This is a genomic window from Corynebacterium sp. HMSC08F01 (assembly GCF_001807545.1).
Taxonomy (GTDB): domain Bacteria; phylum Actinomycetota; class Actinomycetes; order Mycobacteriales; family Mycobacteriaceae; genus Corynebacterium; species Corynebacterium coyleae.
Map to the genome: position 1 here is coordinate 36,901 of NZ_KV789323.1, position 26,798 is coordinate 63,698.

Sequence of the window (26,798 nt, forward strand, 5' to 3'; positions counted from 1 at the left end):
TATTACGCGTGCGCACCCCAATGTCTAACGGGGGTGATCCTAGGGTTAAAACACCGTCAACCCCCGCGAGCGGAAGACCTCTCGCACATGCTCGACAGATTCGGCAGATGGGGGAGTAACGTCCTGCAACTCGTAATCGAGGCCGATTTTGTCCCACTTGTCCGCGCCCATGTTGTGGAAGGGGAGTACTTCCACACGCTCTACGGTGCTCTTCCAACGCGCGACGATATCGGCGACTCGCTGCACGTTTTCCTCAGCGTCGGTCAGACCTGGGACTACAACGAACCGGATCCAGACCGGTTTGCCCTTCTCGTGCAGTCGATCACCAAAATCGATGGTTGGCTGCAATTGGCGCGCGGTGACATTTTCGTATGTGTCAGGATCACCGGACTTGACGTCGAGGAGGAACAAATCAATATTGTCCAGGTCCTCGTCGGTCAAGCGTGCACCAAGGTAACCAGAAGTGTCGATTGTGGTGTGCACACCAGCGTCATGCACTGCCTTGAGCAGTCGTCGTGTAAACGCGATCTGAAACAGTGGTTCGCCGCCTGAAAGGGTCAGCCCGCCACCGGAAGCGTTAAAGACAGGCTTGTATCGCAGTACGCGGCGCACGACGTCGTCGATACGCTCGAGTGTGCCTTCCTTCATTTCCATCGTGTCCGGATTGTGGCAGTACTTGCACCGCAGTGGGCAGCCCGACAAGAAAATCGTCATACGGGTGCCCGGTCCGTCGACGGCAGTGACCAGTTCCCAAGAGTGGATGAGGCCGATCTCGCCAGTGCGGCGAGCCTCAAACAACTCTGGGCGAGTGATCTCAAGGTCGTCGGTGGAAAGTCCGCCTAAACCGGCAGCGACGCCGCGCACGCGCTCGCCTGCTTCAGGCGATAGCGTGACGACGCCGCTCGTTCCGTCTTGGGCCATAAACTACGCGCCCTGGTGGAAGGTACGAGAGATGACGTCGCGCTGCTGCTCCTTGGTCAGCTTCACGAAGTTCACGGCGTAGCCAGAGACACGAACAGTGAGGTTCGGGTAGTTCTCTGGGTGCTCCATTGCATCCTCAAGCGTGGACTCGTCAAGCACGTTGATGTTGGCGTGGTACAGGCCAGAGTCCATGTTGTTCGCGGAACGGGAAGCCTTCATGGAAGCGAGGCGCTCGTCGAAAGTAGGGGTGGTCATGATGTCGTCTCCTTCGGAGTGAATAGGTGAGTGGGAAAGTCTGATTAGGCGGGGTTAACTACCGCATCGGCGTTGTCCATGATGAAGCCGGCGTCGAGAACACCAACCAGGTTGGTGATCTGCTCTTCCTTGTTACGGCCCAGGCCCGACGGGGTGATCGTGTTGGTCAGCGAAATGCCGTCCAATGCGTCGTTGTAGTCGAGCTTGCCCACGGACAGCATCGAAGCGACCATGCCGTGATTGTCTGCGCCGTTCTCCGGGTTCGCACCTGGGGCGAACGGAGTGCCGGCCTTGTGCCCGGACGGGAACGAACCAGTTGCCTTGCCGTAGACCACGTTAGAGGTAATGGTCAGTACCGACTGGGTCGGAATAGCGTCGCGGTACATCGGGATCGCTTTGATCTTCTGCATCACGGTGTGGACCACGGTTGCGGCAATGTCGTCCGCGCGGTCATCGTCGTTGCCGTAGAACGGGAAGTCGCCCTCGGTGATGTAGTCGACGATCAAGCCTGTCTCGTCGCGCACCGGTGCGACCTTCGCGTACTTAATCGCGGACAGAGAGTCAGCAACGATTGAAAGGCCAGCGATGCCACAGCCCATGGTGCGGACGATGTCGGAGTCGTGCAGTGCCATCTCGATGGATTCGTAGGCGTAGCGGTCGTGGCAGTAGTGGATGATGTTCAGAGCCTCGACGTAGGTACCGATAACCCAGTCGAGCATCTCCTCGTACTTCTGCCAGACCTCGTCGAAGTCGAGTGGGCCATCGCCCTCGATCGGCTTGTGGTCACCGTCAGTTATCTGCTTGCCGGTAACTTCGTCACGACCACCGTTCATGGCGTAGAGCAGTGCCTTCGCAGCGTTAACGCGTGCGCCGAAGAACTGCATCTGCTTGCCAACCTTCATCGGAGAGACACAGCACGCAATAGCGGCGTCGTCGCCCCACTGGTCACGGATCTGCTTGTCAGACTCGTATTGCAACGAAGAGGTCTCGATGGAGATCGCGGCGCAGAACTCCTTGTAGCCCTCCGGCAGCGCCGGATCCCAGAAGATGGTGATGTTCGGCTCCGGAGCAGGACCCAGGTTGCGCAGCGTCTGCAGCAGACGGAAGGCGGTCTTGGTGACCTGGTGGCGGCCGTCCTCAGAGAAACCAGCGTCGGTCCAGGTTGCCCAGTACGGGTCACCAGAGAAGATCTGGTCATAGTCCTCTGTACGGAGGAAGCGCACGATGCGCAGCTTGATGACGAGCGCGTCGATGATCTCCTGCGCCTCAACCTCGGTCAAGGTGCCGTTGGCTAGGTCACGCTCGAAGTATGCGTCCAAGAACGGGGAGAGGCGACCAATGGACATTGCGGCGCCGTCCTGGCTCTTTACGGAGGCAAGGTAGCCGAAGTAGGTCCACTGCACAGCTTCCTTGGCGTTGGTTGCCGGGCCGGAGATGTCGAAGCCGTAGTCTTCAGCCATCTTCTTTAGCTTCTTGAGTGCCTTGATCTGCTCCGCGTGCTCCTCGCGGTAACGTGCCCAGTGCTCGGAGAAGCCCTTCTCCAAAGACGCATCCTTGGCCAGCTGCTTTTGCTCGATGAGGTAGTCAACGCCGTAAAGCGCCACACGACGGTAATCACCGATGATGCGTCCACGGCCGTAGGCGTCCGGCAGGCCCGTGACGATGTGGGACGAGCGTGCTGCGCGGATGCGCGGGGTGTAGATGTCGAAGACGGCATCGTTGTGGGTCTTGCGGTAGTGGGTGAAGATCTTCTTCACCTCCGGGTTGACCTCTTTGCCGGCCTCTTTGATGGCCTGCTCAACCATGCGCCAGCCACCGTTAGGCATCATGGCACGTTTGGTTGGGGTGTCGGTTTGCAGGCCGACGATGACGTCGTCGTCTTCGGAGATGTATCCGGGCTTGAAGGCGTCGATATCGGCCGGGGTGTCAGTGTCTACGTCGTAGACGCGACGCTCGCGCTCAACGGCGAGGTAATTCTTATCCAGGTAGTCCCAGAGGCGCAGTGTCTTTTCAGTTGCGCCTTCGAGGAAGGATGCGTCCCCGTCGTACGGGGTGTAATTGCGCTGAACAAAGTCGCGGACGTCGATGTGCTCGGTCCACGGTCCTGGCGTGAAACCTTCCCACGCCTTGTTCTGGATTTGCGGCTCTGTAGAAACAGTCACAGTTGCACGATCTTTCACATAGATAACTAGTGGTCTTCATGCGGCTGCGCTTACCCATTCCCAAACACAGTCTCTTTAAAGCGCTTGCCGCTTACCTAAGAGTATAAAGAAGTTTTCCGACTATAGGTAATACGTTTGGGGTGGTGTTGGTCACACAAAGTCTTCGGGGGTGGAGAGTAGCAAAAACCCCGGTCCTGCGCTCGTTGAGGGCGAAGGGCCGGGGAAGTTGGGGGCGCTACGAACGCTTACTTCTCACCGTTTTCCAGGTGGATGTTCTCCAGCTGGCCTTCGGTGACAGCCAGGTTGTGGCGGGTGCGGGAGAACGCGTTAATCGTCCACTCGTTGGCAGCCACAATGCGGTTACGGCGGCCGGTGAGGAAGGACATGTGGACGCCAAGCCACATCAGCCAGCCGATGAAGCCGGTGATCTCGACCTTGCCCATCTTCACCACAGCATTGAAGCGGTTGATGATCGCCATGGAGCCCTTGTCGAAGTACTCGAACGGAGCGCGATCCTCCGGAGCGATATCGTGCTCGACCTGGTTCTTGATGACCTTGCCCACATAAGCGCCGGACTGGATTGCAACCTGGGCCACACCTGGCAGACGGTCGCGATTCATCATGTCGCCAACGATGAAGACGTTGGACTCGTCGCCGACGGAAAGGTCCGCGTTAACAGCGACCTTGCCAGCACGGTCCGCTTCAACACCGATCTGGTCTGCGACCTGCTTGCCCAGCGGGGAAGCCGCAACACCAGCGGACCAGATCTTGGTCGGAGTCTGGATCGTGGTTTCCTGCTCGGTCTTCATGTCCTTGTAGGTGACAGAGTCCGCATCAACGTTGGTCACCATGGCGTTGAGGATCACGGTGACGCCGGCCTTTTCAAGCTCACGCTGTGCCTTTTTGCCCAGGCGCTTGCCAAATGGAGGCAGCACCTGCGGTGCGCCATCAAGCAGGTAAATCTTCGACTGCTCGGTGCTGAAGGAGTATCGGCCCGAGGTGAAGGCACGGTGCGCCATCTCCGCAACCTGGCCAGCAAGCTCGACGCCGGTCGGGCCAGCACCAACGATGACGAAGGTCAGAGCGCGATCGCGCTCTTCTGCGGTTTCCGCAAGTTCTGCACGCTCGAATGCTGCAATGAGGCGTGCGCGGATCTCAAACGCGTGATCCAAGGTCTTCAGGCCCGGCGCGAACTCGGCGAAGTGGTCGTTGCCAAAGTAGGACTGGCCAGCACCAGCGGCGACGATGAGGGAGTCGTAGCCGAAGGTGTATTCCTTGCCACTTTCAACAGAGGTGACGGTCTTGCCCTTGACGTCGATGGTCTCAACAGTGCCACGAACGATGCGGACGTTCTGCTGGTTAGCAAACATCTGACGGATGTCACCGGTGATCTCGCCCGAGGACATCAGGCCGGTTGCCACCTGGTAGAGCAGTGGCGGGAAAAGGTGGTGGTTGGTGCTGTTGATCAGGGTCACATCGACATCAGCATCCGCAAGTTCCTTGGCTGCGTTGACGCCACCGAAGCCAGCGCCGATGATGACAACATGATGGCGGTTTCCGTCTGGGCGAATGACCGTAGAGGCCATAAATATCTCTCCTCGGTTGAATTTTTATATGTGCAACGCCTATATAGTACGCGCCGCATTTTATCTGAGCCGTGGCGTACCGCAGAAGCAGGTTCTTGGCCACTAGCATTTGTGAAATGGCCGATATCTCCCGCGCACGCAAAAGTTCCATCGACGCCGCGGCCTGGCCGGCTGTTGCTGCGGTACCCAGGGCCCGTGGAGGAGCGCTGCGCACGAAGATCGCTGAGGCGACATTTGCTCGTGCCTGTGCGAAAGCAGAACTTGCTCTAGAAGGAGACGATGCAGCGCTCACCGTGGAATCCGCGGACATGTTTGAGCGTATCGCTGCGCGTGGGTGGACTGGCCTTGCTGAAAGTTATATGGCAGGCGAGTGGGTGACCTCGACGTCCGAAGGGCTTGTAGATGCACTCCAGGCGCTGATCGGTGCGGGGTACAGGCCGTCACCAGCACGCGTGTCTGCTCCGAAGCACGGTCGCACACCCCTTGGGGTGATCGGGGAGCTACCTCCGGATCTGGTGCAGCATTTTGCTGGTGGCACCGCAACGCATGCACAGGGACACTTTGGCACGGGTGTGCCGACGACTCAGCGCACGCGGATGAAGTCCCACACTCCGGGGGCAGGGCGAGGAAACGAGCCAGGGCACCACTTCGTCGACGTCACCGAAATCGGCGCTCCACTTGACGCTCATCGCGATGACCTAGCTGATGCGCAACGCAGGAGCATTTCGATGCTTCTCGACGCCGCCGCTGCCGGGCCCAGCACACATTTGCTTGAGATGCCGTGCAGTGGAGGAGCGGTGGCTGCGGAAGCACTTGATCGACGCTGCACCCTGGATGTGGTTACCTTTGACGCCCGCGTGAGAAAAAGTCTTGAAGAACAGTTGATCCTCAGTGGCGCTGAAGGTGCTGCACGCATTGACGTGTTGGATTCCCCAGCCGAAATCGAAGCGTTGGCACGGCAGCGTCGCGGGGTGTACGACGCAGTAGTGAGCATGCAGGCGTTTGAGAACATGCCGCACCCGGAGCAGGTCGCGTATCTCGCATCTGCGGAACAGATGCTCGCACAGGGCGGCAAGGTAGTGCTGCAAACAATTGTCCGCACGAACAACTATTCCCGGAGTGCAGCGACAGCGTTGGCCTCAACCGCCGGTTATGCGTGGCCACGGATGAACGTTGTGAGTTGCGATGACGTTGCCCGGATCGTCGATAAGCACACTGCATTGCGCGTGACTGCGGTGACAACCGCACCTGAACACCTCGCAGCATCGCTGAGGCTGCAGCGAATGGCCTTCGACGCCCACTTACGCGACGCCGCAGCGGATGGCTACGACGTTGTATTCCGCAGAATGTGGACTTGGCAGCTAGCCCTGCGCGAAGCCCTTGCACGATTGGAAATGCTGGACCTCGCGCAGGTCACGATGGTGCAGCGCCACCGCGGAGGCCGTCGCTAGGCTAACGTGACCTCCGGTCGGGATGCACGCTCGACCAGTACTGCAATCGACTCAAATGGCTTTCCGGCCACCATCTGTAGGCCCATCTCGCAGGTGCGGTTTGCTGACACGAAGCGTGCATAATTGCCACGATTGAGCCCCTCGCGTTCCTCGCGAGTCGCCGACTCAACCAGCTCAGGGTGCAACATCACACGATCGCCAGCTGTGCCACAGCAGGCCGCCCCAGCGGGCACTTCCGCATCGCCACACGCAGCTGCGACACGCATGAGCGCTTCCGTGGTACCAAGGTGCTGACCGGAGCATGGCGGGTGGACAGCAATACGCCCCTGGTCCTGAGTGATGGGCAGGTGCTCCATGATCTCTTCGTCGAGCCACTGCACCAGGTCGAGAACGCGAATCGCCTCGAAACGTTCAAGATCAGCAGGGGAGAGTACCTCCGGCATGGAATCCACCACGGTATGGGTGCACGAGGCTGCATCGATGATCACAGGCAGTGCGCCTTGCTCTGACCACTGCCACATGCGCTCCAGCAGGTCGAGTGCCTTCGCACGGTATGCATCGTCGAATCCCTTCGAAGAAAACGGCATGCCACAGCAACCGCCGTCAACGTTTTCCGGGATCCACACAGGTGCTCCGCTTCGTCGGCCGAGTTCAACAACCGCCTGCGGCACAGCAATCTGATCAGCGGAACCAGCAGGTTGGCCGAAGATACGGTTTACACAGGCAGGGAAGTAGACAGCTGCGGCACCGCTGCGCGAGGTTTCCGGCATCTGTGGTGCCTTGTGCGGCATGGGCCCTGGCACAGAGGGGAAGCGCTCGGGCGAGATGAGTGCACGTCCAACCTGGGTGACAGCATTGGCTAGCGCAGGCCCGAGAATATTGACGCCAGATACCGCAGTACGGCCCAACGCCTCGACCGCGCCGTATCCCTTCGCGATCCCAGTTGCGACACGCTTCTCTGCAGGTGTTGCCTGAGCTGCGCGCAGTTGCTTCATTACCTTGCCGGTATCAATGCCAACAGGGCAGGGGATAGCGCAGGTTCCGTCGGCAGCGCACATGTCGATCGCGTCGTACTGGTATTGCTCGCGCAGTGCCCCCAAGACCTCTGAGCCTTCCGGCTGACGCGCCATCTCACGGCGCAGCACAATACGTTGACGCGGAGTAACAGTGACGTGGCGTGACGGGCATACTGGCTCGCAGAAACCGCACTCGACGCACATATTGATTTCCTGCTCGACCTTGGGAAAGGACTTGAAGCGCTGCAGGTGGATGTCCGACTGGCGAGTCAACTTCACGTCCGGCGCGAGGATGGTGTCCGGGTCAAGCATCTCCTTGACCTCCCAGAACAGGTTCCAGATTTCGTCGCCCCATTCATGGCGCACGAACGGCGCCATGTTGATACCGGTACCGTGCTCAGCCTTCATCGAGCCGTCGTACTTGTCGACGACCAACTCAACCAGCTCGTCAAGGAAGCGCGAGTACTTCTCGAGCTCCTCAGGGTTGGAGAAGTCCGGGGTGATAAAGAAGTGCAGGTTCCCGTAGGGTGCGTGTCCCATCACACCTTCGGGGTAGCCGTAGCGCCGGAGCAACTCCATAAGTTCAGCAGCGCCTTCGCCGACCTGCGCAGGTGGGAAGCACACGTCCTCAGTAATCAGCGCGGCGCCTTGCGGGCGGTTTTGCCCGATCAGGCCAAACAGGCCGTTACGCAGTTGCCACATGGCGTTTTGCTTTTTTGGATCGGTCTCAAAGTGCAGCGGTGCTAGCAGCTCCGCGCCTTCGAGCACGGCCTCGGCGGCGGCAATGGCCTGCTGAAGCTCGTCTTCGGTGGTGCCACCGACCTCGAGGAGCAGGGCAGCGGTGGACTGGTCAATATCTGCCCATTCAGCAGGAGCAGCACTAAATTGGCCAACTGATCCGCGCATGACATCGGAGACGAGCAGTTCGCAGGCTTCAGCGCCGGCGTCGACAAGCTGTGCAACATAGTTGGCAGCATCAGTGATGTCGGGTACAACCACCCAGGTCACAGCCTTTTTCTTTGGCAACTCGATGGTGCGAATCTCAGCCTCGGTAAACACGCCGAGGATGCCTTCGGAGCCGACGAGCAAGCGCATGAGGATACGGACCGGCTCGTCCTCGTCCAAGAATGCATCGATGCGCAAGCCGTTGGTGTTGCGGATGGAGAGCTTTGCGCGTAGGCGAGCGACTAGCGTCTCGTTAGCACGCAATCGATCACGGAAATCAGAGAGTTGTTTGTGCAGTTCAGGGCACTGTTTGCGGAAGGCGTCGTCGCCTTTGCGCGTATCGACGATCTCGCCAGACGTTAATACAAACTCAGCCTGATCGATGGTGTGGAAGGAATCACGCTCAATCTTGCAGCGCATGCCGCCGGCATTGTCAGCGAGGACGCCACCGATACAAGCAGATGCGGTCGAGCCGGGATCGGGTCCAAGCATGTAGCCGTGGCGTCGCAGGACCGCTTGAGCGTCGCCAAGCACAACGCCCGGCAACGTACGAAGGCGTTTGCCGCCGTCGAGAACCTCCATGCCGGCGAAGTGGGTCTTCACATCGACGAGGATGTCGTTCGTCATCGCCTGGCCGTTAAGCGACGTCCCGGCGGCGCGGAACGTCAGCGTCCGACCTGCACGGCGGGCATAGCGCATCAGCGCGGAAAGGTCTTGCGCGTTGCGTGGCTGAACGACCACGGACGGGATGTCGCGGTACGGAGAAGCGTCTGAGGCGTAACGCACGAGATCTGAGACGCGTGATTGAACATTGTCCGCGCCGACGATTGCTGCGAGCGCCGCGACGAGTTCCGGGTCGGAGCCGCCAGTGAATTGCTTACTGACAGCGTCCGGGTAGGAATCGTCGTAAACCGGCTTGGGGATCCTGCGGGGATCGGGAGAGAGGAGCTTTGCCATGTGGACAGATTACGCCGTGGTGCCACCAAATGTTACTTGACATAATGTACATTATCGGACAAATATCCTTTATATAACGTCAGGTGACGTTATATAGGGCTACTTCCGCATATCCAGACGGACGTTAATTTCGCCGTCCTCGGCGATCTTTGCGGCCACCAGCTCCGGAGTCTTCACTCCGTAGTCCTCTCGGTTGATCGGAATGTCTGCTGCGACGAGCAGCTGATCGCCCGAGCGCGCGACATTGAATGTCTGCGTGATCGTGTTCGTCTCGCCGTGGATGGTCATGTTGCCCGTCAGGTCTACGGTGCCCATCGTCCCGTCCTCTGGCACGCTGCTAAGGTCCACTGGCTCGGTGACAACGAACTTTGCCTCCGGGAAATCGTCCGTATGGAAAATTTTGCGTCGCACGCTTTCATCGCGGACATCAGAGTCGGTACGAATGTTTGTCATGTCGACGACAATCTCGCCAGCCTTCAGCGTGCCCGCCTCGATAGTCACGCTACCGCGAACGCCTTGTGTCGAGCCTGACGTAGTCCGGCGATCACCTGGCAGCACCTCGGCGAATGTGAAGCCTGCAGACGTTTGGTTGGGTCCAGGCTTGTTTGTTACCTCCCAGACGCCGTCAATTTCCGTTGTGGCGGATTTCAGGCTGGACTCGTCGATACCCTCAGTTTTGACACCGTGACTAAAAAACAGCGTCCTTCCCAACGGGATGAACGCCACTGCAAGCGCCAGAATGGCAAAGGCTAAAACTGCGATCATAAGCAGCTTCGTATTACGGGAGCTGGTCTTCACGTACCTCACCTCAGTTTTTCGAGTTTCTGGACCAAGCCTACTAATTCGTCACACAACGAATGCAACTCGTCCGCCGTCGCGCCTTCGGCCGCTGCAGTTTGGATATCCTCAGCGGCACAGCGCAACTCGTAAAGTCGATCGCGGATCTCTGCGACGCGCTGACGGCTCAGAATCACAGCGTCAGGGTCCACGGTCGTACCTGCAAGGAGTGTGCGCTGCTCATACGCACGCTGCTTGCACGAAGAACTGCAATATTTCCGCTTGCGGCCACGCCCCTGGTTGATTTCAATCTCTTTACCGCACCACGCGCAAACGTTTGTAGTCTCGTTTACTCTCCGCTTCCTGATCTTCACGGCGGCAAGTCTATTACAGGTGTCAAGCCCGGGTGAGGTCAGGGAACAAAACGAATTAGTGGACCGTTATACTTGAGCGATTGCTGGGCAACCGGGCAATAACGACGACAAGGATGGAGACAACATGGCTGATCGAGTGCTACGCGGTAGCCGCATGGGTGCCGTGAGCTACGAAACTGACCGCGACCATGATCTCGCGCCGCGTCGCATGGCGAAGTACCAAACACCCAATGGTGAGGTGTTTGAGGTTCCGTTCGCCGATGAGGCTGAGATCCCCGAAGAGTGGATGTGCAAGAACGGCCAGACCGGCACGCTCATGGAGGGCGAAGGTGTCGAGTCGAAGCCGACGAAGCCGCCGCGTACCCACTGGGACATGCTGCTGGAACGTCGCAGCATTGAGGAGCTCGACGTGCTGCTTGAGGAGCGCTTAGAGCAGCTCCGGAAGCGCCGTCGCACCGCGGCCCGGCTCGCTAAGGAGCAGGCCGCGCAGAAGGAAGGCTAATTCCCTACTTCGAACCGGAATTGAATACGTGAAGGACCTGACGCACGGTTTCCGTCGTCAGGTCTTTTGCCGTCTGGGCACCTTCTGCAACGCGACGGCCGACCTTATCCAGGTTCTTGCCGGAAAGCTCGTACTTGGTCAAGGAAGCAACCTCGTTAGCCAAGTCAGCTACCTGCGACGGAGCCTTGGCCGCACGATTTGGAAGATCTGCAAGCTTTGAGTTGGCGGCAGCGTACTCAATCTGTCGCCAGGTTTCGCTCGCCAGGTTGCCCACGAAGGAAGCCTTTTCCTTCGCTCCCCACTTGGTTACCTCCGCAAACGATGCGGCAGCGAAGCTTGCGTCCAGCTTCGACTCGCCAAGCTTGCGGTCTTCAAAAGTGATGGGGACTTCAACAACCCCGAATCCAGCGTCTGCGACCTTGTGGGCAATCTCCACCTGGAAGATGTAGCCCTTGTTGGACAGCGCATCCAGGTCGAGTTCTTCCAAGACTTCGCGGCGGAACGCGCGGTAGCCAGCGGTCATGTCCTTGACATCGTCGCCAAGCGCGATCGAGATGTACTCATTGCCCAGCTTGGACAGCAGGTAGCGGCTGCGCGGCCAGTTCTTTACTTCCCCACCGTCGACGTAGCGCGAACCGATTGCCAGATCTGCGCCGTTGGCTACTGCGTCGAGCAAACGCACGAGTTCCTCAGGGGCATGCGAGCCGTCTGCATCCATTTGAACGATGACCTCGTACTCGCGCTCAAGGGCCCATTCGAAGCCGGCACGGTACGCAGCCAGCAGGCCGTCTTTTCCGGTGCGGTGGAGCACGTGAACTTCATCATGAGTAGCTGCGAGCTCGTCAGCCTTTGCTCCGGTGCCGTCAGGCGAGTTGTCATCGACCACAAGGACGTCCACATCCTTGTTGGCATCCAGCACGCGTCCAACGATAAGCGGGATGTTTTCCACTTCGTTGTAGGTCGGGATAATCACCAGGGTTGTATTCGCCACGGTGCTACGTCTCCTCGTTGTCACACTTATTTATTCCTTGGTGCAGCATACCCGTGCGCCCGGGTACGTGCGGAAACGCCTGCCACAGCCATCAGCATGATCCCTGCCGCGACAAGCAACCACTCCAGAATCTTTCCAAATCGCACAGCCGGGGTGACAGAATCGCGCAGCGGCAGCTTTTCGACGAGATGATCTGCCGTGAAGATTTCCGTCTGCTGCGATACTGAGCCGTCGGGATGGACGATGGCGGAGACACCCGAGGTGGCTACTACAACCACTGCGCGATCGGTCTCCAGTGCACGCATGCGGCTCATCGCCAATTGTTGATACGTCATTCCGGTGAACCCAAACGTGGCGTTGTTCGTCGGTGTGCTGAGCAACTGGGCGCCGTTGCGAATCGCCATCCGGTAAGCCTCGTCCTCCGCCACCTCGTAGCAGGTCGCCACACCGACCGCGATGTTGCCGAGGTGCACCACACCGTTGCCGTCACCAGGTTTGAAGTTGCCAGCCAGGTCAACCATGTCGGAGAACCTCCGGAAAAAGTCACGCATGGGCATGTACTCGCCGAACGGCTGGAGGAACCGCTTGTGGTGGTACTCCCCTGGCCCATCTTTTGGGTCGAAGACGACCATGGTGTTGCGGGACCCAACGTCGTCACGTGTGAGTGTGCCAACGAGCAACGGTGCGTCGATGCCGCGCACGGCGACGTCGATAAGCGCTCGTGCTTCCGAGTCGGTGAACGGATTGACGTCAGAGGAATTCTCTGGCCAGAAAACGGCGTCGACATCCATGTTTTGCGCGCGGAGGTCGTCGCGAAGCGCAAGCGTTTCGTTGACGTGGTTGGCCAGCACCGCGCGGCGCTGTGCGTTGAAATCGAGGCCCATGCGAGGGACGTTGCCCTGTACCGCGGCAACGGTTGCTTCGCCCACTGTCGAGGTAGGGCTATTGACCCCGATCTGCGCCACGGTGCCGAGACCGAGGGGCAGTACTGCGGCTACAAGGCCGGCCCAGCGTTGCGTCCCACGCTGCAGGATGGCCACGGTGAGACCTGCCCCTGCCAGCGCCACAGCAATTGAGATTAGCGCCGGACCACCCCAAGGTGCGAGAGCGGCTAGTGGACCATTGATTTGCCCCCACGCCAGGCGTACCCAGCTAAACCCGCCGAAAGGAAACGACGAGCGGCAAAACTCAACCGCAAGGTAGATCAGCGCAAACGCGAGGAAGCCGAAGCGCCAACGCGCGACGATCACACCAAACACACCTGTAGCGATGCCGTAGAGCGCGAGGAAGATCGACAAAGCGACATACGGCATTGCGCCGACAAACTCCCCGATCCACGGCAGCAGGTAGAGGTAGCAAAACGCAGCCTGCGTAAAGCCCAGTAGGCCGCCGAAGGCTGCGGAAGGACGATCAGTACCCGGCCAGCGTTGCCACGGCATGAGCGCAAGATAGAACACAGACATGCCGACGATGGCGGAGAACCAGTGTCCGTGCGGTTCGTACGAGAAGAACACCAGCCAGCCAGAGCAGGCCGCGAGTACGAACCGGAGGAAGCGGGTAAGGGCCGTCACCTACTTCTCCCCCGGCTCATTGCCGCTGTTGCGGAACCATTCCTCCAACTCGTCGGCATCAATAACGACGTCGTCAGCATCCGCTCCTTTCTGCGGATAGGGCTGATTGGGATTGGTAAACGAACCGTAGGAGGTGGTGAACTGCGACATCGGGGTGGCCTCGTAGAGGCGCGCGCCGAGGTCTTCCATGCTGCGACGGGCGCGTTTGGTCATCGAACGACGCGCGATTGCTCGTGTCGGACCGAACACTAATAGCAGGCCGATGACCGAGCTCACGAAGCCAGGGACGAGGCTTAGCGCCCAACCCGCCATCAACAGTGCGGAGTCGCCAGCCAACTTGCCAAGGCTGGTTCGCCCGCGAGCCATCTGCGTAAGTTCACTGCGAAGCGACATGCTGGCGGCAAAGCCACCGAAGATCATCAGTGCAAAAATTGCCAACAGCGCCCAGCCGACACCAATCCACTTGGCGACGAGAAAGAACGCGATCGCTTCAACAACGAAGTAGGACAACAGGAGCACAGGCATGGGGCAGAGACTACCCGTTGAGCCGATCGAGCAACCAACCCACGTCAGTTGCAGCGTAGAGAAAATACGGGCCGAAGTGGTTCGTGCCAGTCCTGCCACGGATACGCCTGGCCGTACGTGAGAGGAATTCCACTCCCCAACTCTCTGCCAAGGCTGCGACATCTGAGTGCGGGACAAGGTCGTCGTATGGCGAACTCCACAGACGAATCGGAATGCCTAGCGGGCGTTTGCTGCCTAGGCGTGTTGCGTCGAGGTGGCTGCTGGTCAACGGGAGGTCGTCGAGAAGAGATGCCATGCTCACTCCGGTCCTCGTCCAAGATCGAGTATGCGACCACGGGCGATGCAGCACCGCCCCTAAAGCACACGTGCGCGCCCCGTTCGCAATGGCCGCAACACCTCTTGGGCTCAAGTGCGGAGCAATCTCGGCAGCAATTGCGTCGTCGCTGGCCATGAGACCCGCGACCGCGTAGAGGATCACTACGGAGGCAAGCGCGCCATCGACGTGATGGAGCATGCTGACCATGTCCACTGGCGGAGCTGCGACCACAGCTGCCAGCAGTTGGAGATCGGGTGCGTACTCAGGTTCCTCGAGCCACGATGCGGCGGCTCCCCCGCCCTGGGAGAAGCCCCACAGGCCGAGTTTGGACGTACCGACACCCAGGTGGGTGCTTGCGCGAACCGCGTCGGCGAGCGAGCGTGCTGCTGCAACATGGTCGCAATAGAGCTCCACATCGTCCCCGGGGTCGCGTGGGTAATCGGTGATGACTACGTCGGCGCCGGCTGCAAGGAACAAGTTGATTACGGGTTGTTCATACGCGGCGATCAAGTCTATGGGCTTGATACGTGGTCCGATGCCCACGGTGCAGGAATATGAGGGGTCGCAACGCCGTGCAACGCCCTGCGTCGATGGCGCAAACGCGATCGTGGGCCGTTCACCTTTCCCCGTCCACGGCGTACGAGAGCGAAACACTGCGCCTGTCGCGGACAAGATCCGGCCTTGAGTATCGCTCGTGGCGTATTCGATACGCCAGGAGTCTGAGGGGTTCAGCAGCCCGCTTGCCCCTACCGGTCGGATCTGTACGGCCTCGAGAAGGGACCCCGGCGTCACGCCCATAAGCCAGGTAGCTCGGCCGAAATCGGGCCCGGTTCGTTGAGCAGGACGAACTAAGTCAAGGCCGAGCCCGACGAGTGAGCGCACACGAGGAAGGAGCAACGACGCCATGGCTACCTCGGCATGTGACGCCAGATTGGACGTGGAACCAAGCGCATAATCGTGGCCAAAACAGTGAGGCGACGCGGAATCCACACCGTCGTGCTCCGTCCCTTGACTGCGGCCTCAACGACAGCATCTGCGACGACATCCGGGGTCACCGACATGACGGCAGGCTTCATCCCCTCAGTCATCGCACCGATGACAAAGCCCGGGCGCGCCAGTATCAGGTTTAGACCCGTACCGTGGAGTCTGTCGGAGAGTCCTTGGCAAAACGCGTCGAGGCCTGCCTTGGTCGAGCCATAGACATAATTCGCACGCCGTGCCCGCCAGCCCGCGATGGAAGAAAAGGCGAAGATCTCGCCGCGTGCCATTTCGTCGGCAAGGACGGTGAGCATGTTGACCTGTGCCACGTAGTCCACCGTGGCAATGCGAGCGGCCTCGCGTTCTTCGCGCTCTGCCAGTTCCTGATCGCCCAAAATGCCGAAGGCCACGATGGCGGACGTGACCTCCCCCGCCTCGCGGACGATGCGGCGATGTGAGTCGAGGTCGGTAGCGTCAAAATTAACGGCTCGGACAACAGTCGCGCCCGCTGCAAGCAAACGACGTTTCACGTCGTCGAGGCCATCGCTGCCACGCGCTGCGAGTACAACTTCACGACCACTGCAGATGCGCACAGCGATCTCGCCGCCGATGTCGCTGCGAGCACCGAGCAGGAGCACTGTTCCGGGGCTATCCACGCGCTGCATCCAGGTCGCGGCGAGTGGTGTTAAAGGTCTTCATGCCGGTAGCAGTCAGCGTCACGATGTCTTCGATGCGCATGCCCCACTCACCTGGCTTATAGATGCCCGGCTCGATGGAAAAGGCCATTCCCTCGCGCAAGATGACGTCGCTACCTGCGATGATGAACGGCTGCTCATGGCCCGACAATCCGATACCGTGTCCAAGACGGTGGGTAAACCACTCGCCGTAGCCGGCCTCCTCCAGTACGCCTCGCGCGACGGCATCGAGTTCACCTGCGGTAATGCCGGGTCGGGCTGCGTCGCAGGCCGCCTGGAACGCACGCTGAAGCGCGTCGTACGCCTCCAGGAAGTCTGGCTTCGCCTTGTTCCTACCACCCACGACGTGAGTACGGGTGCAGTCCGATTGGTAGCCAGATGGCAGCGCACCGCCGAGGTCTACGACCACGGGGTCGCCCTCCTCGAGCACACGGTCCGAAAAGTCGTGGTGCGGGTTCGAGCCGTTTGGTCCCGAACCGACGATGACGAACGCGACCGTTTCGTGCTCTTCGAGGATCAGCGCGTTCAGTTCTGCAGCGACCTCGCGTTCCGTACGGCCCGGCTGAAGCAGCTCCGCAGCACGTTCGTGCACACGGTCGATTGCCCTGCCTGCGGCCTCGAGTTGTTCAAGCTCTGCAGCGTCTTTCACCATGAACAATTCCGCGACCTCAGTCTCAGCCAGATCTGTACGTGGCAGCAGGGCCTGCAGTGCGAACACGTGGTCGGCGGTCAAAGAGGAGCCGAGACCGACCGGGCCATCCGGAAGCGAGTCAGCAACGAGGCGGTACGGGTTCTCACCATCGCGCCAGCCAATCACCTCGACGTCGTCCGCGCCGTCGAGCCCCAACGAAAGCAGGTCTGTCATCGGTGCGACGACACGCGCGCCATCGGCGGAGATGACGAGGGCGGTGAGGCGTTCGTGGGAGGACGCCCAGGAGCCGGTGAGGTAGGCAAACTCTGCACCAGTCCCGATCACCAATCCGCTCAAGCCACGTTGCTTTACCAAGTCGGCAGCCATTTGTCGGCGCTTCGCATACACACTTGCATCAAACGTCATGCTGGCCATGGTAGATCGATACCATCGCTGCTGTGTCTGAATCCCTCGCACGATCAATCGCCCGCATCAGTATGCCTGGACGTAGTTACTGTTCAGGCGCGCTGATCACGCCCGATACGGTGCTCACGTGTGCGCATTTCTTTCGCGGTGTGGATGAATCGAAGGTGCGTGTGCGTATCGACGACACCACGTACCGCCTCAAATCCGCCGCACCGATTCCCGGTACTGATATTGCATTGGCAAGGCTCACCGAACGCTCATCGGCTCCGCTGCTTGAGATTGGGGCTCCTCCGAAGATCGGCGCATCGACGCTGACGGTTGGCTTCGGCGGACGTGCGAAAACTCCTCAGGGAAAGCCAGGCCTCTACCTGGGCAAGCTGCCGTTTTCCGCGTCACGGTCCTTTGCCACGCGTATCCGCCCCGCGGGCTTAGTCTACGCCTCTCCCCCGGCGATCAAAGGAGACTCTGGCGGGCCGGTCTTTGCACACGGCAAGCTGTTCGCAGTGCAGTCGCTCATCATGGATCCGATGAACCGAAACCTGCGAATCGCCACCGTGTCGCTATTGCCCGCTAGTTACCGATAGCCACCACACCGCGGCGGATCGCGTCGACCGCACGGTTGGCGTTATCACGAATCTGGTCCGAGTAGCCGGTCTTCTTAATCTGCTCGAGCAGGTCGATGACTTGGCGGCACCAGCGCACGAAGTCGCCAGGTGTCAGTTCCGCGCCGGATTCTGCCGCAGCTGCGAGTGCGTAGCCCAAGGGAGCACCCGCGGTCCACTGATGCATGGACAGGCTAAACCCGGCATCCGGAAGGCGTGTTGCGGGAAGATTATGGCGCTGCTCATCAGACACCAGTTCGCCGTAGATGCGCATGGTGTCGTTCATCGCATCAGCCATCGCGTCGGTTGCCGCCTCCGGTGAACCCTGGGTCGCACGACGGTTTTCGAACACCACCATGGATGCGACACCGGCGAGTTCCGCTGGATCTAGCTCGTCCCAGATGCCGCGCTTGAGACACTGTGCGACCAGAAGGTCTGAGACGTTGTGAATACGCGATAGACGCTCGCCCTCGTCGGTGACGTTCGGTTCGCCGTCGACAAGTTCGACGTAGTCCATCTCCGTGAGCAGCCCGATGATGCGCTCAAAGGTTCGGCCGAGGGAATCAGTCGACGAGTCGACCCGGCGTTCAAGTGAGGCAAGTTTGCGTTCGTCGCGCACGATGTCTTCAGCGGTCCGGGCAAGAAGCTCGCGGTCGTGGGTTGGCCAGTGATGAACCGGGTGGTTGCGAAGCGCCTCTTGAATCGCCAGCACCTGCTTGTTCGGACGGGTCCTTGCCTTCTCACGCAGTCGCTTCGGCGCGTTGAAGTGGCCACGGTGCAGCATGTCTGCCACCTTGCGCGCGTGTTTTCGTGGCTGTTGCTGCATGTGACGTGGCACCTTGATGCGGCCGACGACCATGGGTGGGTTGCGGAACGAGGCGGCGTCGATACGCGCCGACCAGCCGCGCTCTGTGGTCACCCAGGGACGCGGGTCGTGCTGCTTCGCCGCGGGTTGCACCACAGCGGCCAGTTCCGGCTTCCGCTTGCCTGGCAGCGCGATCACCTCGCCGACTTGAAGGCGGGCAAGGATTTTCACCGTCTCCGTGTGACGGTTCTCAATCGCTTCGCGGCGCGCTTTCTTCTCCGCATCGTTGAGGTCTCGACGCAACCGCGAGTACTCCACAAGCTCCGCTGCGGGATCTTCGGACGGCGGCGCGAACGCGGAGATGTCGCGCTCCAACTTCTCGCGCAACGTCCGCACCTTAGCCTGCAGGCGCTCAATGTCACGGACCTCGCCCACCACGGAGCGGTCCGTTTGGAACTGGGCGAAGGACTGCTCGATAAGCCGAATCGAATCGTCGAACCCATTCATGGCCAGCATGTTGATGGCCATGTTGTAGCCAGGCTGAAATTGCGAAATCAGCGGGTATGTGCGGGTCGAGGCCAACCCGGCAACCGCATGGGGGTCCAGCGCCGGTGCCCATTGCACTACGGCGTTGCCGATGTGGTCGATGCCGCGGCGCCCCGCACGCCCGGTCAGCTGCGTGTACTGGCCAGGAGTCAGATCGACATGGGCCTCGCCATTGAACTTGACCATCTTCTCCAGCACGACCGTGCGCGCCGGCATGTTGATGCCCAACGCAAGCGTTTCGGTGGCGAAGACCACCTTGACCAAACCGCGTACAAAGAGCTGCTCGACGATGTGCTTAAACGCTGGCAGCAGACCTGCGTGGTGGGAGGCAAAGCCACGCATCCAAGCGGTGCGCAACTGTTTGAAGTTGAGCACTTCAAGGTCTTCGCCGGGAATGCCTTCCACGCCGTCGTCGATAATCTGCTCGATTTCGGAGCGCTCCTCCGGAGTCGTCAGTTCCTTGCGGGAACGCAGGCACTGGAACAGTGCGCCGTCGCAGCCGGCGCGGGAAAAGATGAACACGATCGCGGGCAGCATGTCCTGGCCCTGCAGGACGGAGACGACCTCCGGGCGCCCTACTGGACGCACTTTGTCCTGGCCGCGGGTACGGCCGCTGCGGGAGCGCGAACGGAAGCCACGGCCTTCTTCGAAGTCGCGGCGACCCTCATTGGAATGGCCGGACTCGATGCGCTCAATGGCGTGCTCGAGGGAGCGGTTGACTCGCCCGTCGGTGCCGGGTTCGAACAGCGGGAACATCTTGCGCCCCACCATCATGTACTGGCTCAGCGGGATCGGGCGGTGCTCAGAGACGATCACCTCTGTATCGCCACGGACGGTAGACAGCCATTCGCCGAACTCCTCGGAGTTTGACACCGTAGCTGAAAGACCAATGAGGCTGACCGAGTCGCTCAAGTTGAGGATGATCTCCTCCCACACGGCACCACGGTCCCGATCTGCCAGAAAGTGGATCTCATCCATCACCACATGGGTCAGGCGATCCAACTGTGGTGACTCGGCGTAGAGCATGTTACGAAGCACCTCAGTGGTCATGACGACGATCTCAGCCGAGCCGTTGATGCTGGTGTCCCCGGTGAGCAGACCGACAGCCTCTTCGCCATGCTCGGCAACGAGGTCGTTGTACTTCTGGTTGCTCAGCGCCTTGATCGGCGTGGTGTAGAAACACTTCGTCCCACGGTGCAGGGCGAGGGACACGGCGAACTCGCCAACAATGGTTTTGCCCGAGCCGGTTGGCGCGCAAACCAGCACGCCACGATCTTCCTCGACGGCTTTGCAGGCCTCAATCTGGAAGTCGTCGAGATCGAAAGGCTTCGCTGCGGCGAATTCCTGCAGAAACGGCGTGGAGTTCTCGGGGGAAAGCATGCCCCCTACAGTACGTCCCCAAAGTCAATGTCGTTTTCGAAGCCTCGCTTCTGCGAGGTGCTCGACTTTGTCGCCGGGGCACGGTGTACCGGTTGTGGGCGCTCGATTGGTGCAGCCCTAATGCTTGTCGACGAGCCAATCGGGCTCGCAGACCCAACCGGAGTCGGAGCGTCGATCGGGCCGGAACCCTGCTCGTCGTCAAGATCCATCCAGTCTGGACGCTCACGCTTGCGCTTGCGGTCGTTGAAACGGCAGAACTGGAACGCGAGCTCGACCAAAAACGTTATAGAAAGACCGAGGATCGTCATGGAAAATGGATCCTGTGTCGGAGTCATGACGGCCGCGAAGATGAAGATCAACACGATGATGAAGCGACGCTTGTCCTTCACATGTTCGTAGCGCAACACTCCGACGAGGTTGAGCATGATGATGATCAGCGGCACCTCGAAGCTCACGCCGAAGATCACGATGAGCGACAGCAGGAAGTTGTAGTAGTCTCCACCAGACAGTGCAGCGATCTGAAACTCAGATCCAATTGACATCAAGATAAGAAAACCCTGGTCAAGGATGAAATAGGCCAGAGTTGCGCCGCTTACAAAAAGAATCACTGCAATAGTTACGAAGACAAACGTATAGCGGCGTTCGTTCTTTAGCAGTCCTGGCGTAATAAACTTCCAAATTTGGGATAACCACACCGGAGATGCCAGTACCAGACCGGCGAGAGCGCCAATCTTCAGTCGCAGCATGAACATCTCTAGTGGTCTTGTTGCCAAAAGCCGGCACTCGCCGTCTCCGGTAAAATCCGCTCGAAGTTCATCTGGCAAACTGCAATATGGGCCACGAATGATTTCACCCAACGGCATCAAGCGCCAAGGCGCATATTGGTACCAAATAAAGCCCACGATAGTCCCGACGAGAATCGCAGCTAGAGAGACAAGTACCCGACGACGAAGTTCCTGGAGGTGCTCGACCAGCGACATCTCGCCGGTAGGATTCTTCCTCCGATTTGTCACTTTTGCCTTCATTGCCACCTAGGAGCGCGGCTGGTTCTCCGGGCGCTCCCAGAAATCGGCGTCCTGCGCGGCGCTGCGGGTCTCTTGGGCAGCCGCGGATTCAATCTCGTGCTGTTGCTTCGGCTGTTCGCCAGCCTCGTCGTTTTGCATCTCCTTGACTTCAGACTTAAAGATACGGGCGGAGCGACCCATGGAGCGTGCGAGATCCGGCAGCTTGTTTGCACCAAACAAAAGCAAGATTACGAAAAGAATAAGGAGTAGTTCTGCTCCACTCGGCAAAGTCATTGCGTTCCTTTCAACAACAGACGTGTAAGGGCTCTTAGTCTAACGCCTCGAGCGCAGAATTCACGCGCGCCTCGAGTTCGCGGGCCAGATCCGCAGGCTCTTGGATGCGTACGCGGTCGCCTTGACCTAGGCAGAACCGGATCAGCCAGTCGCCGCTGCCGTAGTGCATGGTGGCCGGAATCCACCCCGTTTCGGAGTCAATTACGTCACTTTCGATATCGATGTCCCAGTAGTCCGCCAGCCACGTCGCGTCCGGATGAATTAACAGCCGAGCCTTCGCCTGCTGGGCCATCCCGAAGGGATCGGCGCTGTCGAAGTCGGTGTCCGTGGCGGTGGACGGCTCGTCGAGAAGCACTGCTTCCCGGATTCGGTCGAGCCTGAACGTCTTCATCTCGCCGGCATCTGCGGCGCGGAGGTACGTGTTGCCGTCTTCATGGAAGAGGCTCGCCGGCTCGATTGTTCGCTTACTCGTTGTGTCTGAGGTTGCCGAGTAATACGTCACCTCAAGTTGCTTCTTGGCAGAGAGCGCGTCGGCGATAGTGGACGCAACACTCGACGTCGTGGGGTGCTCCGCATCGCCGATGCCACTCGAGGTTGTCGCTGCGCGAATCTTGTCGGCTGCGGAGCGGACCGCGCGTGCGTCGACAAGCCCAGGCATCGTCTCTAACGAATCGAGCAGCACCAGCAGCGCGCTTGCCTCGACTGGGGTGAGGCGGAGCGGCTTGGTCAAACCTTGGTCGTCGATGATCCGCACGCCCTTCCAAGAGTGCTCAAGCTCGATCATCTCCCCCGGCCCGGTGCCAACTCCCGACATGTACAGCAAGTCGAGATCATCGCGCACCTGCTGTGGATCTGCGCCGAGGTCTCGCGCGATTTCCATCACCGTCAGATCCGCGTGGTTGGATGCGTAAGCAACGAGGTTGAGCAAACGCACCACGCGCTCTTGACGCTGCAGATCAGTGCTCATGAGGCTCCTTTCCCTTCGCAGAGCGCAGAAGCTTGACGACGTCCTCCCGTACCCCAGCTGGCTCCACCGCAATAACGTTGCCCGCGATGCTGGCAATCGCGCGAACGATCCAATCGCGGTCGACTGAGGTGAGCGTGATGGTGTCGTCGATACGCTTGCCCCGCATTGCGAGTTCTTCACCGGCTCCATTGGCAACGGTGACGGTGGCATCAACCAGGTCGCCTCGCAACGATGCCTCCACAATGCTTTGGAGCTCGCGTTCTTGCTCGTGGAACTGCTCCGATGTGTTGACACGTTTGACCTGGGAGATTTTCTTCACACGGAAAACGCGCTCGGCGCCGCGGTCGATGTCGTAGCCGACGAAGTAGGCGCGGTTGTTCAGCGACACCACGCCCCACGGGTCCACCACGCGACGCTCAGGATCCTTGCCTGGTGCGCGGACAAAGTCGAAGGACATGCGCTGTTTGTTGCGCACACACGCGACGATGGCGCGCAACGTCTCTGGGCGGAGTTGGAAAATATCGTTGGACACCGACACCAACGTCGGAGCGTCCAGGTTCCGCGTCGCACCGGACGCGGCGAGCTTCGTCCATCCCGAACGCGCGAAACTACCCAGCGAGCCTGGCTGGGAAAGATCAACTGCTAGCCCGACGACGGATGCTTCCTCGGCGGTGAGATCCACCGGCGGAAGTTCGTAGAGGTCTTTATCGACCCACACTTCCCCGTCTACAAAGTGGGCGGGAACCCAGAGTCGGCGCAGTTCTGCGACGTCACGGCGGATGAGATGACCTGCAGCGTCACGGCTGCGACCCCCGTAACCGTCGACGTGGCGCTGCACCCACGCGACGTCCCGCTTTTCGGGTGAGTTGAGCAGTGCAAAGGTGAGGCCGACCTGGCGGATGATCATGTCGGAATCGTCGGCCATGCGCTACTCCCCTTCCCCCGCGTGAGCGTTGACGTAGTCGATGAGGTCATCAGCCTCGTCGCTGGTGTTGGCGAATGGGTCGAGCAACTCAATCGTGCGCGGCTCCGGACGGTTGACCTTCAGGTGCACCCAATCGACGTTGTGTGGCGTATCTGCCTCACGTACTGCCGCGAGGAACCTCCCGCGGATGGCGGCACGTGTGGTCTCAGGCGGGTTCGCCACAGCCTGAGCGATCTGGTCGTCGGTAATCCAGCGCTTGGCAAGACCTTTGCGCTCCAGCAGGTAGAACAGTCCGCGCTTGCGGTTGATGTCGTGATACGTCAAGTCGATCTGGGCGAGCTTTGGGTGGTCCCAGCCACAACCGAGCTTGGCGCGGAACTGCTCAAGCAGTTTACGCTTGATCACCCAGTCGATCTCTGTGTCTACCTGGGAGAAATCCTGCGTCGCAATCGCATCGAGGGTGCGCTCCCACAAGTCCACGACCCGGGCCATCTCCTCGTTCGGCGTGCCTTCGTCTGGGCGTTGCGCCAACCAGCGCTTTGCAGCCTCAAGCGTTGTGCGCTGCACCTCCAGGGCGGTTACGGTGCCACCCGCAGCTAGGTCGAGCAGCGTCGACCCGGTCGGGTCCGCTGCAATATCGCGGATATGCGCAATCGGGTCTGTGAGCTCCATGTCGGGCAGGTCGAAGCCTGCCTCGAGCATCTCAATGACCAGCAGCATCGAGCCAACCTTCAGCGCAAAGGTCGGCTCGGACATGTTGGAATCACCTACGATGACGTGCATGCGACGGAAACGGTGCGAATCCCCGTGCGGTTCGTCGCGGGTGTTGATGATCGGTCGGGTGCGCGTCGTCGCAGAGGACACGCCTTCCCAGACCTGATCGGCGCGTTGAGAGATGACGAACGTGTCGCCGGCGATCTTGCCGGCGCCGCAGATAAGCTGGCGCGTGATCAGAAACGGCAGAAGTTGCTGGCCAAAGGACTTCAGCGCGAGTTCCCGGCTGACCAGGTAGTTCTCGTGCGCGCCATAGGAGTTGCCGCGCGAATCTACGTTGTTCTTAAACAGGTAGGTAGACCCATCAAGCCCGTCGGCTGCAAGCGCCTTGTCGGCCGTTTCTGCAAGATCCGCATAGATCCACTCGCCCGCCTTATCGTGCGCGAGGAGCTGGGACAGCGAGTCGCACTCCGCTGTCGCGTATTCCGGGTGTGATCCGACATCGAGGTAAAGACGTGCCGCGTTGTCCACATACACGTTGGAACTGCGGTGCTGCGCCACTACCGGGCGGAAGAGGTACCTGGCGATCTCTTCCGGAGTGAGCACTTGGCGGGCACCGTCGTAGGCAGCCACGCCGAATTCTGTTTCGACGCCCATGATGCGCCGCGGGTACCCAGCCACCATTGCGTTTACTGACCACCCTTTTGCACGAAGGACTTCACAAACTCCTCCGCGTTGGTGTCTAGCAGCGCGTCGATCTCGTCGAGCAGATCATCCGTACCGGTCGTGTTGATCTGGGCTTGACCGGCGCCTTGCGATGCGTCGAAGTTGTCACCGTTATCTTCACCGCCGCCACCTGCGGCGTGCATCTGTTGCGTAGCCATGGCTATCAGCCTACCTTTACCTATTCGTTTTCAAGCCCAGTCCGGCCAGCAAGTCGGACACCGTGTTGGATTGGGCGATGAGTTCTTCGGTGTCGGCCGCGGTGTGCTCCCCAAGCAGGTCCAAGGGCACCCGGTAGAGCTGCTCGTCGACAGAAAACAGCATGGACTGCCAACTCGAGGCAACCAGGTTCTCGCCGAACTTTTGGCCGGCGGTGCCGCGGAAGTACGCTCGCGTGTCACGTGGCGGTTCTGCGGCGGCGCGTTTGATCGTTTCCGCATTAACCATCGTGCGCATCGCACCCTTGCGGACCAGCGCGTGATACAGCGACTGCGACGGGTCAATGTCCGAGTACTGCAGGTCAATCGCTTGCAGTTTTGCCATCGTCGCGCCGCGCTGCTCGAAACGCTGGATCAGCGACCACTTTGCGGTCCAGTCCAGCCGGTCGGCCGTCGAGAGCGGATCGCGCTCCAAGTCATCGAGAATCTCGCCCCACATTTCGAGCACTTGCTTATCGACGACCCCAAGTCCCTCAAGGCCTGCACACCGCTCACGGTAGATCCGCAGGATGGAGATTGCGGTGCGCGTGGTGTCGTCGACAAGCGAAAGCTCGTGCGTCAGTGCCGGATCGTGGCTAACCGCATGGATCTCCGCGACGGGGTCCTTCAGACGCAGGCCTGAGAAGTCCACGTCCTGCTCAATGGCGTCGAGCACCAACTTCGTCATGCCGAGCTTGAGGAAGTTGGAGAACTGGCTCATGTTCGCATCGCCCACGATGACGTGGAGGCGACGGAAGTCCTCCTCCGGTGCGTGTGGCTCGTCACGCGTATTCACAATGCCGCGGTTGAGTGTCGTCTCGAGTGAGATTTCCTGCTCGAAGTAGTCTGCGCGCTGCGAGATCTGGAAACCAGGCTTCTCCGATGCCTGGCCGATACCGACGCGTCCCGCGCCGATGATCACCTGGCGAGTGACGAAGAATGGAATCAACCCCTGCGTGAGCCGCTCAAAGTTCGTGTGGCGCGAGTACAGGTAATTCTCGTGACTGCCGTAGGAGCGACCCTTGCCATCGACGTTGTTCTTGTAGAACTTCAGCGGCGGACACGGATCGTGATTAGCCAGGACGGAGACTTGCTCTTCCCACAGGTGGCGGATGTCAGCTGCGGCGTCATTAAGAATGTGATCGCCGGCTGCGTCGTAAATCATGGCGTCCATGGCGTTCGAGCACTCCGGGCTGGAGTACTCCGGGTGGCCGTGGTCAACGTAATAACGCGCGCCATTAGCAACAACAACGTTTGCCACCCCGATCGCATTCGCATCCACTACCGGCACACTGCGGTAGCGCTGCAGATCGAACCCACGGGCGTCCTTCAGCGGGGCTTCTTCCGCATAGTCCCATCGCGTACGCGCTTTTGTGCGCAACGCCGCGTACGCCACCACCGCGTGAGTGGAGGTAACTAGCGGGCTGATCAGCGGATTATCGGGGCAAGTGATGCCGTATTCGGTCTCGGTACCCATGTAGCGCAATTGGTTATTACTCATCACTTCAACAGACTACAGGCCGGGGGCAAATTGTGAGTATTCTCACTATTGTCGCAGAATA

Annotated in this window: 24 protein-coding genes; 3 read left to right on the top strand and 21 right to left on the bottom strand. The window is 60.0% G+C overall.

Features of this window, described 5'->3' with window-relative positions:
• Positions 1 to 45: 45 nt before the first annotated feature.
• From pflA to HMPREF3171_RS09585, 4 genes are all read right to left on the bottom strand, one after another.
• Positions 46 to 921 (bottom strand): pyruvate formate-lyase-activating protein, encoded by an 876-nt coding sequence (gene pflA / locus HMPREF3171_RS09570; protein ID WP_070484771.1) that lies wholly within the window; start codon positions 919 to 921, stop codon positions 46 to 48.
• A 3-nt stretch (positions 922 to 924) separates the two neighbouring features.
• Positions 925 to 1,176 (bottom strand): autonomous glycyl radical cofactor GrcA2, encoded by a 252-nt coding sequence (gene grcA2, locus HMPREF3171_RS12405; RefSeq protein WP_034999039.1) that lies wholly within the window; start codon positions 1,174 to 1,176, stop codon positions 925 to 927.
• A gap of 44 nt (positions 1,177 to 1,220) precedes the next feature.
• Entirely contained in the window at positions 1,221 to 3,338 is a 2,118-nt protein-coding gene (locus tag HMPREF3171_RS09580) for a pyruvate formate lyase family protein (RefSeq protein ID WP_070484772.1), read from the bottom strand.
• A gap of 245 nt (positions 3,339 to 3,583) precedes the next feature.
• Positions 3,584 to 4,924: an NAD(P)/FAD-dependent oxidoreductase gene (locus tag HMPREF3171_RS09585; protein WP_070484773.1), complete on the bottom strand. Its 1,341-nt coding sequence runs from the start codon at positions 4,922 to 4,924 to the stop codon at positions 3,584 to 3,586.
• Positions 4,925 to 5,040: 116 nt separating this feature from the next.
• Here HMPREF3171_RS09585 and HMPREF3171_RS09590 point away from each other — a divergent pair, with 116 nt between their 5' ends.
• Positions 5,041 to 6,375: a class I SAM-dependent methyltransferase gene (locus HMPREF3171_RS09590; RefSeq protein WP_070484774.1), complete on the top strand. Its 1,335-nt coding sequence runs from the start codon at positions 5,041 to 5,043 to the stop codon at positions 6,373 to 6,375.
• Here HMPREF3171_RS09590 and HMPREF3171_RS09595 read toward each other — a convergent pair.
• From HMPREF3171_RS09595 to HMPREF3171_RS09605, 3 genes are all read right to left on the bottom strand, one after another.
• Complete coding sequence (locus HMPREF3171_RS09595) at positions 6,372 to 9,293, bottom strand: FAD-binding and (Fe-S)-binding domain-containing protein (protein ID WP_070484775.1); 2,922 nt, start codon at positions 9,291 to 9,293, stop codon at positions 6,372 to 6,374. The two genes, HMPREF3171_RS09590 and HMPREF3171_RS09595, sit on opposite strands and share 4 nt — an antisense overlap.
• 99 nt (positions 9,294 to 9,392) lie before the next feature.
• Positions 9,393 to 10,058 (bottom strand): YceI family protein, encoded by a 666-nt coding sequence (locus tag HMPREF3171_RS09600; protein ID WP_083292066.1) that lies wholly within the window; start codon positions 10,056 to 10,058, stop codon positions 9,393 to 9,395.
• Positions 10,059 to 10,096: 38 nt separating this feature from the next.
• Positions 10,097 to 10,444: a hypothetical protein gene (locus tag HMPREF3171_RS09605; RefSeq protein ID WP_244268723.1), complete on the bottom strand. Its 348-nt coding sequence runs from the start codon at positions 10,442 to 10,444 to the stop codon at positions 10,097 to 10,099.
• 124 nt (positions 10,445 to 10,568) lie between these two features.
• On the opposite strand from HMPREF3171_RS09605, the gene HMPREF3171_RS09610 reads away from it, so the two are divergent.
• Positions 10,569 to 10,946 (top strand): RNA polymerase-binding protein RbpA, encoded by a 378-nt coding sequence (locus tag HMPREF3171_RS09610; RefSeq protein ID WP_070423193.1) that lies wholly within the window; start codon positions 10,569 to 10,571, stop codon positions 10,944 to 10,946.
• Between the two features lie 4 nt (positions 10,947 to 10,950).
• On the opposite strand, the gene HMPREF3171_RS09615 is transcribed toward HMPREF3171_RS09610, so the two are convergent.
• The 6 genes from HMPREF3171_RS09615 to HMPREF3171_RS09640 are packed head-to-tail and all read right to left on the bottom strand — an operon-like array spanning position 10,951 to position 17,088.
• Complete coding sequence (locus HMPREF3171_RS09615) at positions 10,951 to 11,937, bottom strand: polyprenol monophosphomannose synthase (protein ID WP_070484777.1); 987 nt, start codon at positions 11,935 to 11,937, stop codon at positions 10,951 to 10,953.
• Positions 11,938 to 11,963: 26 nt separating this feature from the next.
• Entirely contained in the window at positions 11,964 to 13,508 is a 1,545-nt protein-coding gene (gene lnt, locus HMPREF3171_RS09620; RefSeq protein WP_070484778.1) for an apolipoprotein N-acyltransferase, read from the bottom strand.
• Positions 13,509 to 14,033: an FxsA family protein gene (locus tag HMPREF3171_RS09625; RefSeq protein ID WP_070484779.1), complete on the bottom strand. Its 525-nt coding sequence runs from the start codon at positions 14,031 to 14,033 to the stop codon at positions 13,509 to 13,511.
• Positions 14,034 to 14,043: 10 nt separating this feature from the next.
• Positions 14,044 to 15,255: a lipase family protein gene (locus tag HMPREF3171_RS09630; RefSeq protein ID WP_070484780.1), complete on the bottom strand. Its 1,212-nt coding sequence runs from the start codon at positions 15,253 to 15,255 to the stop codon at positions 14,044 to 14,046.
• A 2-nt stretch (positions 15,256 to 15,257) separates the two neighbouring features.
• A complete protein-coding gene (locus HMPREF3171_RS09635) occupies positions 15,258 to 15,983 on the bottom strand; it encodes an SDR family oxidoreductase (protein ID WP_371327146.1) in 726 nt (241 codons plus the stop codon).
• A complete protein-coding gene (locus HMPREF3171_RS09640) occupies positions 15,976 to 17,088 on the bottom strand; it encodes a M24 family metallopeptidase (RefSeq protein ID WP_070484782.1) in 1,113 nt (370 codons plus the stop codon). Before HMPREF3171_RS09640 ends, HMPREF3171_RS09635 begins: the two co-directional genes overlap by 8 nt.
• A gap of 23 nt (positions 17,089 to 17,111) precedes the next feature.
• On the opposite strand from HMPREF3171_RS09640, the gene HMPREF3171_RS09645 reads away from it, so the two are divergent.
• Positions 17,112 to 17,663, top strand: coding sequence for a S1 family peptidase (locus HMPREF3171_RS09645; RefSeq protein ID WP_246815365.1), 552 nt, complete (start codon positions 17,112 to 17,114; stop codon positions 17,661 to 17,663).
• Here the strand turns inward: HMPREF3171_RS09645 and HMPREF3171_RS09650 are convergent.
• The 8 genes from HMPREF3171_RS09650 to dop are packed head-to-tail and all read right to left on the bottom strand — an operon-like array spanning position 17,650 to position 26,737.
• On the bottom strand, positions 17,650 to 20,412 hold the full coding sequence (locus HMPREF3171_RS09650; RefSeq protein WP_070484784.1) for a DEAD/DEAH box helicase: 2,763 nt from the start codon (positions 20,410 to 20,412) through the stop codon (positions 17,650 to 17,652). The genes HMPREF3171_RS09645 and HMPREF3171_RS09650 overlap by 14 nt on opposite strands.
• Positions 20,413 to 20,417: 5 nt before the next feature.
• Positions 20,418 to 21,437 carry a twin-arginine translocase subunit TatC gene (tatC, locus tag HMPREF3171_RS09655; protein ID WP_224212712.1) on the bottom strand — a complete coding sequence of 340 codons (1,020 nt, stop codon included), beginning with the start codon at positions 21,435 to 21,437 and terminating at the stop codon, positions 20,418 to 20,420.
• Positions 21,438 to 21,443: 6 nt separating this feature from the next.
• The gene (gene tatA / locus HMPREF3171_RS09660; protein WP_070484785.1) at positions 21,444 to 21,710 is read right to left on the bottom strand and encodes a Sec-independent protein translocase subunit TatA; all 267 of its coding nucleotides are present in this window, start codon (positions 21,708 to 21,710) and stop codon (positions 21,444 to 21,446) included.
• A 34-nt stretch (positions 21,711 to 21,744) separates the two neighbouring features.
• The gene (locus HMPREF3171_RS09665; protein ID WP_070484786.1) at positions 21,745 to 22,677 is read right to left on the bottom strand and encodes a helix-turn-helix transcriptional regulator; all 933 of its coding nucleotides are present in this window, start codon (positions 22,675 to 22,677) and stop codon (positions 21,745 to 21,747) included.
• Positions 22,667 to 23,602, bottom strand: a complete 936-nt coding sequence (locus HMPREF3171_RS09670; RefSeq protein WP_070484787.1) for a helix-turn-helix transcriptional regulator — start codon at positions 23,600 to 23,602, stop codon at positions 22,667 to 22,669. Before HMPREF3171_RS09670 ends, HMPREF3171_RS09665 begins: the two co-directional genes overlap by 11 nt.
• A gap of 3 nt (positions 23,603 to 23,605) precedes the next feature.
• The gene (gene pafA, locus HMPREF3171_RS09675) at positions 23,606 to 25,000 is read right to left on the bottom strand and encodes a Pup--protein ligase (protein ID WP_070484788.1); all 1,395 of its coding nucleotides are present in this window, start codon (positions 24,998 to 25,000) and stop codon (positions 23,606 to 23,608) included.
• A 5-nt stretch (positions 25,001 to 25,005) separates the two neighbouring features.
• Complete coding sequence (locus HMPREF3171_RS09680; protein ID WP_070423179.1) at positions 25,006 to 25,200, bottom strand: ubiquitin-like protein Pup; 195 nt, start codon at positions 25,198 to 25,200, stop codon at positions 25,006 to 25,008.
• A 16-nt stretch (positions 25,201 to 25,216) separates the two neighbouring features.
• Positions 25,217 to 26,737, bottom strand: coding sequence for a depupylase/deamidase Dop (gene dop / locus HMPREF3171_RS09685; protein WP_070484789.1), 1,521 nt, complete (start codon positions 26,735 to 26,737; stop codon positions 25,217 to 25,219).
• Positions 26,738 to 26,798: the final 61 nt, after the last annotated feature.

Excerpts from the sequence above, each read along its gene's own strand:
- pflA (WP_070484771.1), bottom strand. The coding sequence starts at position 921 with ATGGCCCAAGACGGAACGAGCGGCGTCGTCACGCTATCGCCTGAAGCA.
- grcA2 (WP_034999039.1), bottom strand. The coding sequence starts at position 1,176 with ATGACCACCCCTACTTTCGACGAGCGCCTCGCTTCCATGAAGGCTTCC.
- HMPREF3171_RS09585 (WP_070484773.1), bottom strand. The coding sequence starts at position 4,924 with ATGGCCTCTACGGTCATTCGCCCAGACGGAAACCGCCATCATGTTGTC.
- HMPREF3171_RS09590 (WP_070484774.1), top strand. The coding sequence starts at position 5,041 with ATGGCCGATATCTCCCGCGCACGCAAAAGTTCCATCGACGCCGCGGCC.
- HMPREF3171_RS09595 (WP_070484775.1), bottom strand. The coding sequence starts at position 9,293 with ATGGCAAAGCTCCTCTCTCCCGATCCCCGCAGGATCCCCAAGCCGGTT.
- HMPREF3171_RS09600 (WP_083292066.1), bottom strand. The coding sequence starts at position 10,058 with ATGATCGCAGTTTTAGCCTTTGCCATTCTGGCGCTTGCAGTGGCGTTC.
- HMPREF3171_RS09610 (WP_070423193.1), top strand. The coding sequence starts at position 10,569 with ATGGCTGATCGAGTGCTACGCGGTAGCCGCATGGGTGCCGTGAGCTAC.
- HMPREF3171_RS09625 (WP_070484779.1), bottom strand. The coding sequence starts at position 14,033 with ATGCCTGTGCTCCTGTTGTCCTACTTCGTTGTTGAAGCGATCGCGTTC.
- HMPREF3171_RS09630 (WP_070484780.1), bottom strand. The coding sequence starts at position 15,255 with ATGGCGTCGTTGCTCCTTCCTCGTGTGCGCTCACTCGTCGGGCTCGGC.
- HMPREF3171_RS09640 (WP_070484782.1), bottom strand. The coding sequence starts at position 17,088 with ATGGCCAGCATGACGTTTGATGCAAGTGTGTATGCGAAGCGCCGACAA.
- HMPREF3171_RS09650 (WP_070484784.1), bottom strand. The coding sequence starts at position 20,412 with ATGCTTTCCCCCGAGAACTCCACGCCGTTTCTGCAGGAATTCGCCGCA.
- tatC (WP_224212712.1), bottom strand. The coding sequence starts at position 21,437 with ATGAAGGCAAAAGTGACAAATCGGAGGAAGAATCCTACCGGCGAGATG.
- tatA (WP_070484785.1), bottom strand. The coding sequence starts at position 21,710 with ATGACTTTGCCGAGTGGAGCAGAACTACTCCTTATTCTTTTCGTAATC.
- HMPREF3171_RS09665 (WP_070484786.1), bottom strand. The coding sequence starts at position 22,677 with ATGAGCACTGATCTGCAGCGTCAAGAGCGCGTGGTGCGTTTGCTCAAC.
- HMPREF3171_RS09670 (WP_070484787.1), bottom strand. The coding sequence starts at position 23,602 with ATGGCCGACGATTCCGACATGATCATCCGCCAGGTCGGCCTCACCTTT.
- pafA (WP_070484788.1), bottom strand. The coding sequence starts at position 25,000 with ATGGTGGCTGGGTACCCGCGGCGCATCATGGGCGTCGAAACAGAATTC.
- HMPREF3171_RS09680 (WP_070423179.1), bottom strand. The coding sequence starts at position 25,200 with ATGGCTACGCAACAGATGCACGCCGCAGGTGGCGGCGGTGAAGATAAC.
- dop (WP_070484789.1), bottom strand. The coding sequence starts at position 26,737 with ATGAGTAATAACCAATTGCGCTACATGGGTACCGAGACCGAATACGGC.